Genomic DNA, 11387 nt, shown 5'->3' with positions numbered 1-11387 from the left:
CGACGAACCGACATCGTGATGACGCAGCAGCATGATCTGGGGCCGGTCGATCGTCGGATTCTTCGCGCAGGCGTCATTGAACCGTCCCATCAGCGCTTCCACCTCGTCATCACCCTGCCAAAGGGGGGTAACCTGGACGTTACAGCCGTTGGCGACAGCGAATTCGTGGGAATTCGGATCACGGGCTGCGACCCAGATCGGTGGGTTGGGCAGCTGCAGCGGTTTCGGCGCCGACGTGGTTGACGGAAACTTGTAAAACTCGCCGTCGTGGGCGTAGTCGCCCTTCCAAATACCTTTGACAGCCGGAATGAGCTCGCGCATGCGCTGGCCCGCCGCCCAGGCATCCAGACCGGGAAGCAGACGCTCGTATTCGAACGAATAAGCGCCACGGGCAATCCCGATATCGAGCCTGCCGTCGCAGATGATGTCGGTCATGGCCGCCTCGCCGGCAAGCTTGATCGGATGCCAGAACGGTGCGATCACCGTTCCTGTGCCTAATCTCGCTCGCGACGTTCGACGCGCCAGGTCAGCGATGGTCACGAAGGGGTTGGGCGCGATGGTGAAATCCATGCCGTGATGCTCGCCCGTCCAAATCGCATGCATGCCACCTTTGTCAGCGATCTCGCAGAGAGCCACGAACTCGTCATACAGGCCTTTGTGGCTCTGACTTTCGTCGAGGCGTTCCATGTGGACGAAGAGAGAAAACTTCATGCTTGTGCCACCTTCGCTGCAACCGGGCGGACCGTACCAACAGTCTCATCGCCGAAATAAACCCCGAAATTGCCGATCGAGCTCTCCAGCGCAAAACGCGCGATGATATCGGCCGTCGAACTTGTCTTGAATTGCTCGGCCGTGAGTGTTTTGGGCTTCAGAAAGCGTCCAGCGGCCGGAGCGCCTTGCGATGCAAAGGCACGGTAGACAATGTGATGCTTTCCCGCGCTCTTGTCCTCATAGACCGAATACAGGAAACCGATCGTAACCTTCAGCCCGGTCAGATCTTCAAGATAATCTCGCAGAATTTCGGTCGGGCTGCCTTCCTTTACGTCGCAGCCCGGCAGCCAAAGCATGTCATCGCCGAGAAGGAGAACATCGCCGTCGCGCTCCAGAACGGCACCGAGCTCAATATTGCCTTCCGCTGCGGCCGAAACGGCCCGGCTTGCAAGGATGGGGGTGAAGTAACCGCCGCGGGCATAGCCCAATCCGTTGCGGCCGGTATTCTCGAAGGCGGTGATGCGCCCCATCAGGATGACGTGGTCGCCAGCTTCCACCATCTTCTCCATGGCGCACTCGAACCACGCCGCAACATTCGCGAATATTGGGCTGCCGGCCTTGCCTTCAGACCATTCGACTGCGGCGAAGCGGTCCTCGACTGGCCGTGCAAAGGTGTTCGACACATCTTTTTGACTTTCCGAAAGAACGTTGATTGCAAAATGCTTCGCACCCGTCATCGTCGCATAGTTGCGTGAGGTCTTTGCCAAGCAGACAAGCAGAAGAGGCGGATCAAGGGAGACCGATGTAAATGAGTTTGCTGTAAAGCCGATCGGGCGGTCGTCGCAATCGCGGGTGGTCACGACCGTTACGCCGGTCGGAAAAGCGCCGAAGGCGTCTCTCAGTGCGCGTGGATCGATGGATTCTGGGGTCATCTCGGCTCCTCCTCTCGATGTTCAAGCCATTCCGCAAGCAGCCTATTGACGGTATGAGGCGCGGTGAGATTAACCATGTGCCGATGCCCGTCGACGATACGAGCCCAGCCATTTTGGGTGATCGCCGCCATTTGCGTCGCCATTTCCGGCGTCGAATTGGGGTCATCGGAGCCTGTCAAGAACAAAGCTGGGCAGCGAACATCTCGCCAGCCGTCCGCATAGGTATCGTCGCCGCCGGCAAAGGCACAATAGGCGATGGCGTAACCCTCGGGATCGACCATGCCCAGCCAGCCACGCGTGAGATCGCGCGCTGAAAGGCTATTATCATCGTCGCCGAACCACCGTTTCAGCGGACCATCGCGGTCGACGCCATTGGCGCAGATTGCAGCTGCGCGAGACATGACCGCTGCCTTCGCCTCGGGATTGCGGCGATAGACACCGTTAAGATATGCAACCCGCCGGATCCGCCTACCGAAAGAAGCAGCAGCCCCACCGGAGATCAAAGCTCCCATGGAGTGGCCGGCGACATTTGCAGCATCGATCTTCAACTCGTCGAGAAACCGGCCGAACCAGGCAACGAAGTCTTCAAGTTTGCTTCCGCTCGGCAGCTTGGCGCTTTCTCCGTGTCCAGGCATGTCGACGGCGATGACACGATGCGTCTTTGCAAACAGCGCGATCTGCGGGGCCCAAGCCTCGAACCGCATGCCGACGCCATGGATCAAAACCAACGGTTCGCCTTCACCGGCCTCGAAGTATGAAACGCCGTTGATGGTGTGCTGGCGCTGGAACTGCATCGATGCCTCTTCCGACAATCTGGAGTGTGTCGTTTGCATGACGCCAGCTGTTCCTTCTCAAACGCCTGCAGGATTGGTGACGTCGTGGCCCAGATCCTTGAGGTCTTGATAGCGGTCGCCGATGCGATGATGCGGACGCCCCCCAACGGACGCCCCCAGTGCTACGAGGATCTCGTCGGCGGCCGGGGCATCGGGAATGGCTGCCTGAATGGTCAGGTAATGCGAACGGCGGCCCTCGTCGTTCTTGTCCATCAGCGGGATCATGATCGGCGCATTGGCCGGGCCACGGGTATTGCAGAAGGCAAGATAAGACTTGACGCCAACTGCATTGCGGTAGTGATTGCCAAAACGCAGCGTGTGGATCAGCGCTGAAGCGTGTTCGATTTCGCCGTCGAGACCGACGACTGCGGCCTTGCCATAACCTTCGACGGATTCGCCCGAACCAACGGCTTCGATGATCATGCGAGTCAGCAATTCTCCGAGCACAGGGGCGCCCGCATGGATTTCCGGCTTGAGGTCCTCGACAAAGCCTTTGCCAGCCCACGGGTTCTTAACCACCGCGAAAGCCGAATACAGTTTCAGCGGCAGCGGGGCGGTTTTTCCGCCTTCGATCAAGGTGGTTTCAACTTGCAACAGCGTCTTGCGAATCTGGATGCTCATGCGACGTCCTCAGCTACATATGATGTTATGGTATGCCATAATATTAATTCGTCAATAGCCTTGTGCGAACAAGCGGCTGCGGCGTCCTCTTCAGTCGATTTTTGTATTTCGATCAGGTAGTTAGGGAATTCTTGCTCGATCCGACCACCTCATGGGGGTTCACGGGAGGCGAGTCATTCCGCCTCGTTTTAAGCCGAATTTGCTCCTCGGCGCCTCTGCATCCGACCTCGCCGTTTGTTTTGCGCACTTCAAATGATGGACAATGACAACTCGGGACATGAGGATCCGCCGAGCAGTCTTTTCGACACGTTCAAGCCCGATCTCGACGACAATGGTTGTCGATGAGGGGACAAAGTGGTGCGCGAACGCGTTGCAACACTCGCCGCACGGTGACGGTTCCGACCGCGCTCATTCTGGCGCGTGTCCGGTGATAGTCCTGATTTTGGCTGAACCTGCAGCCGCACCGATTTTTGGAAGCGATGTACTCTTTGCGTGAGATTGAGCCAGTCGAGCGCACCAATCCTCTTGGCTCCGCAGCATGCGTAAACAGCGGCGCGTGGCAAAGACCGCTGTGCTTCACGTCAACGACGAAGATGTCAGGCAGCCGGCGATTGGGCAGAAATCACGGCCTCGGCGATCGCCGCCGCACTTGTTACATGGTCCATCGCAGCGCGATAGGCGCCTTCACCATCGCCCCGCCTGATCGCCTCGATGATCCGCTCCATCTGTGCGGGACCCTCGACGTTGCGGTTATCCGTCTTGATCGTCATCGAGCGGAGATGATTGATCCTGACAGTCAGAAGATTGACGATACCCCAGGCGACGTGGCGATCGACCTTGCTGAAGAGCACCTGGTAAAAGGCCGAGGTACTGGCCAGCACGCCCGGCATGTCTTTTTCGCGATAGCATTGGCGAATATCGTAGAGCGCCCCCTCGAGCGCTTCAACGATTGTAGAATCGTGACGCTCGGCGCACAGGCGCGCCGCCATGCCCTCCAGCGCTCCGCGTATTTCATAGATTTGTCGCGCTTCATCAGCATCCAGCCGGGCGACGATCGGGCCCTTGTTCGGAAGATTTGCAACAAGGCCTTCCGACTCAAGATGCCGTAGCACCTCGCGAACGATCGTCCGGCTTACCCCAAGCTGGGCGCAGAGATCTCGCTCAACCAGACGATCACCGGGCTTGAAATGGCCGCTGTCGATCGCCTCGCGACCCTTGTCAAGCGCCAGTTCGCGCAGGGTTTTCGCGGGCCGTTCCACTTTGATCGTCGAATCTTTCAAACCACCCGCCATTGTCCGCCCCTGTCTTGATATGCCATGCTCGACGGCGTCTTCCCGGAATAATACACCGGCCACACCATATTATGGCGTACCAAATACTTATCGACAGGGTCGGGCGATTGCAACTGGCGGCGCAATTATTCGCGCACGCTGCATTTTACCCCATGCGCTCGGATGCGTAGCTCCCCGGGCTTGGCGGAAAGACGATGGTGCGGTTGCCATTGATGAAGGTGCGGCGATGGATATGCGCATGTATGGCGCGCGCCAGAACCTGCGCCTCGACATCGCGGCCGAGCGAGACATAGTCTTCAGGGCTCTGGGCATGGGTGACGCGCACCGTGTCCTGTTCGATGATAGGGCCTTCATCGAGGTCTGCGGTGACATAATGAGCCGTCGCGCCGATCAGCTTTACGCCGCGACCGTAGGCCTGCTTGTACGGATTGGCGCCCTTGAAGCTCGGCAGGAAGGAGTGGTGGATATTGATGATCTTGCCTGACATCTCGGTGCACATGCGATCAGAAAGGATCTGCATGTAGCGTGCGAGCACAATGAGTTCGGTGCCGGTTCCTTCCACGAGGTCCATGATCCTGGCTTCCGCCTGCGGCCTGTTCTCCTTGGTCACCGGAATATGGTGGAACGGTATATCATGATTGACGACCACTTTCTGATAGTCGAAATGGTTGGAGACGACGCCGATGATATCGATCGGCAGCGCGCCAATTTTCCAGCGATAGAGAAGATCGTTGAGGCAATGGCCAAAGCGCGAGACCATCAGCATGACCTTCATGCGCCGCGCGCCATCGTGGACCTTAGCGTCCATCCTGAACGCCGCGGCGATCGGCTTTAGACCTTCGGCAAGCTCCGCAAGAGCGAGGCCCTCTTCCGACAGGAAGCTGACACGCATGAAGAAGAGACCGGTATCGAGGTCGTCAAATTGCGACGAGTCGACGATATTGCAGCCTGCATCCGCCAGATAGCCGGACAAGGCGGCCACGATGCCGCGCGTTGATTTGCAGGTGACCGTCAGGATGAATTGCGTCATGGCAGGCTCTCTTGCAGCGATGTCAAAAAGACACCCCGTGCGCAGTGCGGGGGAAGGCCGCGAAGGGCAGCGGAGAAAATATCAGACGTCAAGGGTCGTTTCATGCTCCCAGGCGGTAAACTGCGAGCAATAGGTGTTCCACTCGCCCCGCTTTAGCTTCAGATAGGCCGCCGAGAATTCCGTGCCGAGGGCGGCTTGCAGTTCGGTGTCTTTCTCGTATTCGCGAAGTGCATCCAACAGGTTGAGCGGTAGTTTGGGGGCATCGGTTACAGTATGTCCGTCGCGGTACATGTCGATATCGTGATGCGGCCCCGGATCGGCGTTGCTGCGAAGGCCAGAGAGTCCCGCCGCGATGATGATTGCCTGCAGCAGATAGGGATTGACCGCGCCGTCGGGCAGCCGCAACTCGAAGCGGCCGGGGCCGGGCACGCGCACCATGTGGGTGCGGTTGTTGCCGGTCCAAGTCACCGTGTTCGGCGCCCAGGTCGCACCGGAGATCGTCCGCGGCGCGTTGATGCGCTTATAGGAATTGACGGTCGGATTGGTCACCGCGGCCAGCGCCGAGGCATGTTTCATGATGCCTCCGAGGAAGGTCTTGCCCTTGGCGGAAAGACCAAACGGCATTGCTTTGTCGGCAAACGCGTTGTTTCTACCCTCGAGGTCCCAGACGGAAATATGGGCATGGCAGCCGTTGCCAGTCAGGCCCTTGAAGGGCTTCGGCATGAATGTGGCGCGAAGACCGTGTTTCTCGGCAACTGACTTCACCATGAATTTGAAGAAGGAATGCTTGTCGGCCGTCTGCAGCGCATCATCATATTCCCAATTCATCTCGAACTGGCCGTTGGCATCCTCATGATCGTTCTGATAGGGCTTCCAGCCCAGTTTCAGCATGCAGTCGCAGATCTCGGCGATGACGTCGTAGCGGCGCATGACTGCCTGCTGATCATAGCAGGGCTTTTCGGCATTATCGAACTCGTCGGAAATCTTCGAACCATCTGGCGAGATCAGGAAGAATTCCGGCTCGACACCGGTCTTGACGCGCAGGCCCGCCTTTTCAGCTTCGCCAATCAGTCTCTTGAGGAGAACCCGGGGAGCCTGCTCGACCGGTTGGCCTTCCATGACGCAGTCGGCTGCGACCCAGGCCACATCTTCTTTCCAGGGAAGCCGGATGACCGAGGATGCGTCCGGAATGGCGAAAAGATCGGGATGGGCAGGCGTCAGATCGAGCCAGGTGGCAAAGCCCGCAAAACCGGCGCCGTCCTTTTGCATGTCTGCGATCGCTTCGGCCGGCACCAGCTTGGCGCGCTGGCCCCCAAACAGATCGGTAAAGCTGATCATGAAATATTTGATGCCGTTGTCCGCGGCATATGTCGAGAGATCCAGTGTCATGCATTCCCCTTTTTTGTATTCAGACACTCAACGGAAACGAGCCGCATCCTCCCAAATGCGGCTCGCTGTTTTGATGCGGTTTCACAAACCTCCCTTGCCCGGATACCAGCTCGTCCCAGCGAGCGGGATCTGCGCCATGGCAGCTGCTTCCATGGTCAGCGCGCAAAGATCTTCCGGCTCCAGGTTGTGCAGGTGGTTCTTGCCGCAGGCACGAGCGATGGTCTGGGCTTCGAGCGTCATGACCTTCAGATAGTTGGCGAGGCGGCGGCCCGCGGCGATCGGATCCAGGCGAGCCGCCAGTTCCCGATCCTGTGTCGTAATACCAGCCGGGTCCCTGCCTTCGTGCCAGTCATCATACGCGCCGGCCGTGGTACCGAGCTTTCGATATTCGTCTTCCCATCTCGGGTCGTTATCGCCCAGCGCAACCAGCGCCGCCGTGCCGATGGCAACGGCATCGGCACCGAGTGCCAGAGCCTTTGCGACGTCCGCACCGGAACGGATACCGCCCGATACGATCAGTTGCACCTTGCGATGCATTCCGAGATCCTGCAGGGCCTGAACTGCGGGGCGGATACAGGCGAGGATCGGCATGCCGACATGCTCGATGAAAACGTCCTGCGTGGCTGCAGTGCCGCCCTGCATGCCGTCGAGGACGACGACATCCGCGCCGGCCTTCACCGCCAAAGCCGTATCGTAGTAGGGGCGCGCGCCGCCGACCTTCACATAGATGGGCTTTTCCCAGTCGGTGATCTCGCGCAGTTCCATGATCTTGATCTCAAGGTCGTCCGGGCCGGTCCAGGCTGGATGGCGGCACGCCGAACGCTGGTCTATGCCCTTGGGCAGGTTGCGCATGTTGGCGACGCGATCGGAAATCTTCTGGCCAAGCAGCATGCCGCCGCCGCCGGGCTTTGCGCCTTGGCCGACAACCACTTCGATGGCATCGGCGCGACGCAGATCCTTGGGATTCATGCCGTAACGCGACGGCAGATACTGGTAGACCAGTATCTGTGAATGGCCGCGCTCTTCATCGGTCATCCCGCCGTCTCCGGTGGTGGTGGAGGTCCCGGCAATCGTCGCACCGCGTCCGAGCGCTTCCTTGGCATTGCCGGACAGGGCGCCAAAGCTCATGCCGGCAATGGTGATCGGCGTCTTCAGGTGAATGGGCTTCTTGGCGAAGCGCGTGCCGAGGACGACCGACGTGTCGCACTTCTCGCGGTAGCCTTCGAGCGGATAGCGCGAGATCGACGCGCCGAGAAACAGCAGGTCATCGAAATGTGGAACCTTCCGTTTGGTGCCTGCGCCACGAATATCGTAGATCCCGGTCGCCGCAGCGCGGCGGATTTCCGCCAGCGTATAATCGTCGAAGGTCGCAGACTTGCGCGGCGGGGTATAGGGGTTGTGATAGCTCATGATGGTCCCTCGCCTTAATACGCGTCGGCGTTGTCGATATTGAAATTGTAGAGATTGCGGGCCGAGCCGTAACGCTTGAATTCCTCGGGCCTCACTCCGGTCACGCCCGCCTTTTCGAGGAGTTCAGCCAGCTTCGTCAGATGCTCCGCCCGCAGCTCCTTTTCGATGCAGTCGGCACCCAGGCTCTTGACCGAGCCGCGCACGAAAAGCGTCGCCTCGTAGAGCGAATCCCCCAGCGCATCGCCGGCATCGCCGAGCACCACCAGATGACCGGATTGGCCCATGAAGGCGGACATGTGGCCGATATTTCCATGAACGACAATGTCGATGCCTTTCATCGAAATGCCGCAGCGCGACGCTGCATTGCCCTTGATGACCAGCAGGCCGCCACGGCCCGTTGCGCCCGCATACTGGGATGCGTCGCCTTCGATCACGACTGTGCCCGACATCATGTTTTCCGCCACGCCCGGGCCTGCCGAACCATGAACGGTAACGGCTCCGCCATCGTTCATCCCGGCGCAGTAATAGCCGACGGACCCCTTCACATCGACCTTGACGGGCGTATCGATGCCAACGGCAACCGAATGGCTGCCGCGCGGATTGACGACCTCGAAGGAAAGATCGTTCGAACCCTGCTGGATGCTGTGCAGGGCGCTGTTGAGTTCACGCAAAGGGGTGATGGCAAGATCAATGACAGGCATGTTTTCAATAACCCTTGGAGAATGCGCAGGAGATGCTGCTCAGGCGGCTTTCTGGTGATCCCAGAAATAGACGGTTGCAGGCTCAGGCTCCCACACGCGCGCCGTTTCGATGCCCGGCAGGTTGACGAGCGCGCGGTATTCGGAACCGAAAGCGACGTACTGGTCGGTTTCGGCCATGACAGCGGGCTTGCAGGCAATCGGATCGCGCACGACGCCGAAGCCGGATTTGGTGCCGACCACGAAGGTGAAGAAGCCGTCGAGGTCGTCGAGTGCACCGGTCAGCGCCTGCCCGAGATCCTTGCCCTTGGCCATTTCGGAGGTGAGGTATGCAGCTGCAACTTCCGAGTCGTTTTGGGTTTCGAAGGTCATGCCCTCCCGCACCAGCTCGCGGCGCAGGTTGTTATGGTTCGACAGCGAACCGTTGTGCACCAGACATTGATCGGAACCGGTCGAAAACGGGTGCGCACCGAGCGTCGTGACAGCCGATTCCGTCGCCATGCGGGTATGGCCGATGCCGTGCGAACCGCCCATGGAGCGGACGCTGAAACGGGCAACGACATCCTTCGGCAGGCCGGTTTCCTTGTAAATCTCGACGCTGTCGCCGGAGCCCATGACGCGCACATCGGGCCGTATAGCGGTTAGAAGCGGCCGGATCGCCATAAGTTTGTCCGCAGCGAGCGTAACGATGGCATGGGTGCTCTTGATGCTGACACTCGCCGCTATTCCGGCTTCTGCCAAGTCATTTTCAAGGCCGGCGAAATCCGCCTCCGGCTTCGCCGACTGGATCGTCACCTTCGCTTTTCCCTCGGCAGCCGAGCCGTAGATTGCGATTCCGGCAGAGTCCGGACCGCGATCGGTCATGGTGATCAACATTTCCGACAGCAGCTGCCCCAGCTGGGGCTCGAGGCTCCGGTCTTTGAGAAACAGTCCAACAATGCCGCACATGACCTGGCAACCTCCGTTCGTGTCTGAACGAGTGCTACCAGAGGGTTTGGCGATAATCAACTATGAAGAATAATTTTTTCTTTTGAGGCAATAAACTAATCGCCGACGGCCTTCTGCTGCGGATAGGAAATGATCGAAAGATAGCGGCAGGGGAGCTTGACGAGTTCCTCCGGCCCATGTGGAGCATCCGCGTCGAAGAACAGGCTGTCGCCGGGCTGCATCCGGTAAAGGGCGTCGGAGTGGCGGTAGACCACCTCCCCCTCCAGGAGATACAGAAACTCCATTCCGTCGTGCTGGAAGGTGGGAAAGACGTCGGATTCGACAGTCAGGGTGATCAGATAGGGTTCGACCGTGACGCCGCTGGTATTATTGTCTATATGGCCGAGCAGGCTGTATTGATGTCCGGCGCGCGTGCCGCGACGCTCGATATTCACCCCTTCACCCGCCTTGACGAAGGTTGCATTCCGTGGCTCCTCGAAGCGGCGAAAGAAGGCGGTAATCGGAACGCCGAGTGCCCTGGAGAGCGTTTGCAGTGTCGTCAGCGACGGCGAAATATTGCCGTTTTCGATCTTCGACAGCATGCCGAGCGAAATGCCAGTCGCCGCAGACAGGTCGGTGACGGTGATGCCGAGCCTCTTGCGGAAATTGCGGACCTCGTGTCCGATGGCCATCTCGAGATTGTTGACGCGCGGTTCGCGGACTGCGTGCGGATTCTGATCCAGCGCTACGGCGCTTTCGATCTGTGTCTTGGAAGGCATGATGTCTCCGGAGAAAGCAAAATTTATCTTCTCAGGAAATCTTTCACGATTCAAAGGAAAAACCCGCGCCCGTCTTCAATGCGCGTGCGAGAGGCCCGTGCTTGGATGCGATTCAAACAGCCGGACTTAAAGAGAAAAACGCGGTCCGGTGGGTGTCGGGAGCCGACAGCTGGGGACTGACCGCAATGCGCGAACCGGTCTCCTGTTGTCCTACCGCCGCGCATCCGTCGGGTTTTGACCGAACGTCGCTTTGAACGATCTGGAGAAATGGCCGGGACTCGAAAAGCCGGTGGCAAAAGCGATCTCCGAAATCGACAGCGGGCTTTGCTCCAAAAGCCGGCGGCTATGCCGCAGGCGGACCTGCCGGTAAGTGTCGAGGAAGGTCATGCCGCGATGCTTGAGAAAGAGCCGATCGAGATGGCGCGCGCTGATGCCGGCCAGGCTCGCCATCTCTGCACGGCTGAGCGGATTTTCGATCGCAGTCTCCATTTTCTCCAGTACGGCGAGAAGCGCCGGGTGATTGGTCCCGAAGCGGTTGGCGGCCGATGCCCGCTGCGGATCGCTCGGTTCGGCGACGGCAGTATGCAGGTACCAATCGCTCACCCGGCGGGCAAAATCGGCGCCCATCCGCTCGCAAATCACGGCGTGCATCATGTCGAGCGGTGCCACCCCTCCACCGCAGGTCACGCGTGCACCATCGATGACGAACCGCGCCTGGCGCGGGGCGAGATGCGGGAATGCCTCTTTCAGAACGGCGGCATGTTC

12 protein-coding genes are annotated in these 11387 nt (G+C 59.3%); all 12 read right to left on the bottom strand.

Annotated elements, in window-relative coordinates:
- A partial coding sequence (locus C9413_RS19235; protein ID WP_170250771.1) for an LLM class flavin-dependent oxidoreductase occupies positions 1-711 on the bottom strand: 711 nt, incomplete at its 3' end.
- Positions 708-1643 (bottom strand): flavin reductase, encoded by a 936-nt coding sequence (locus C9413_RS19230; protein WP_040115984.1) that lies wholly within the window; start codon positions 1641-1643, stop codon positions 708-710. The genes C9413_RS19235 and C9413_RS19230, both read right to left, overlap by 4 nt.
- Positions 1640-2476 carry an alpha/beta fold hydrolase gene (locus C9413_RS19225; RefSeq protein ID WP_040115985.1) on the bottom strand — a complete coding sequence of 279 codons (837 nt, stop codon included), beginning with the start codon at positions 2474-2476 and terminating at the stop codon, positions 1640-1642. Before C9413_RS19225 ends, C9413_RS19230 begins: the two co-directional genes overlap by 4 nt.
- 18 nt (positions 2477-2494) lie before the next feature.
- Entirely contained in the window at positions 2495-3097 is a 603-nt protein-coding gene (locus C9413_RS19220) for an amino acid synthesis family protein (RefSeq protein WP_170250770.1), read from the bottom strand.
- 596 nt (positions 3098-3693) lie between these two features.
- Positions 3694-4389, bottom strand: coding sequence for a GntR family transcriptional regulator (locus C9413_RS19215; protein ID WP_170250769.1), 696 nt, complete (start codon positions 4387-4389; stop codon positions 3694-3696).
- A 145-nt stretch (positions 4390-4534) separates the two neighbouring features.
- Positions 4535-5419, bottom strand: a complete 885-nt coding sequence (purU, locus tag C9413_RS19210) for a formyltetrahydrofolate deformylase (RefSeq protein ID WP_040115988.1) — start codon at positions 5417-5419, stop codon at positions 4535-4537.
- Positions 5420-5500: 81 nt separating this feature from the next.
- Positions 5501-6808 (bottom strand): type III glutamate--ammonia ligase, encoded by a 1308-nt coding sequence (glnT, locus tag C9413_RS19205; protein ID WP_040115989.1) that lies wholly within the window; start codon positions 6806-6808, stop codon positions 5501-5503.
- Between the two features lie 81 nt (positions 6809-6889).
- On the bottom strand, positions 6890-8218 hold the full coding sequence (locus C9413_RS19200) for a glutamate synthase-related protein (protein WP_170250768.1): 1329 nt from the start codon (positions 8216-8218) through the stop codon (positions 6890-6892).
- A 14-nt stretch (positions 8219-8232) separates the two neighbouring features.
- Positions 8233-8919, bottom strand: coding sequence for a GXGXG domain-containing protein (locus tag C9413_RS19195; protein ID WP_040115991.1), 687 nt, complete (start codon positions 8917-8919; stop codon positions 8233-8235).
- Between the two features lie 39 nt (positions 8920-8958).
- The gene (locus C9413_RS19190; protein ID WP_040115992.1) at positions 8959-9864 is read right to left on the bottom strand and encodes a glutamine amidotransferase family protein; all 906 of its coding nucleotides are present in this window, start codon (positions 9862-9864) and stop codon (positions 8959-8961) included.
- Between the two features lie 95 nt (positions 9865-9959).
- A complete protein-coding gene (locus C9413_RS19185; RefSeq protein ID WP_040115993.1) occupies positions 9960-10622 on the bottom strand; it encodes a helix-turn-helix domain-containing protein in 663 nt (220 codons plus the stop codon).
- 210 nt (positions 10623-10832) lie between these two features.
- On the bottom strand, positions 10833-11387 hold a 555-nt coding region (locus C9413_RS19180), incomplete at its 5' end, for a helix-turn-helix domain-containing protein (RefSeq protein WP_170250767.1).

It is taken from the genome of Rhizobium sp. SEMIA 4085 (assembly GCF_013004495.1).
Lineage (GTDB): Bacteria > Pseudomonadota > Alphaproteobacteria > Rhizobiales > Rhizobiaceae > Rhizobium > Rhizobium gallicum.
The sequence above is the reverse complement of the archived record's forward strand: the minus strand, read 5'-3'. Positions and strand labels throughout refer to the sequence as shown.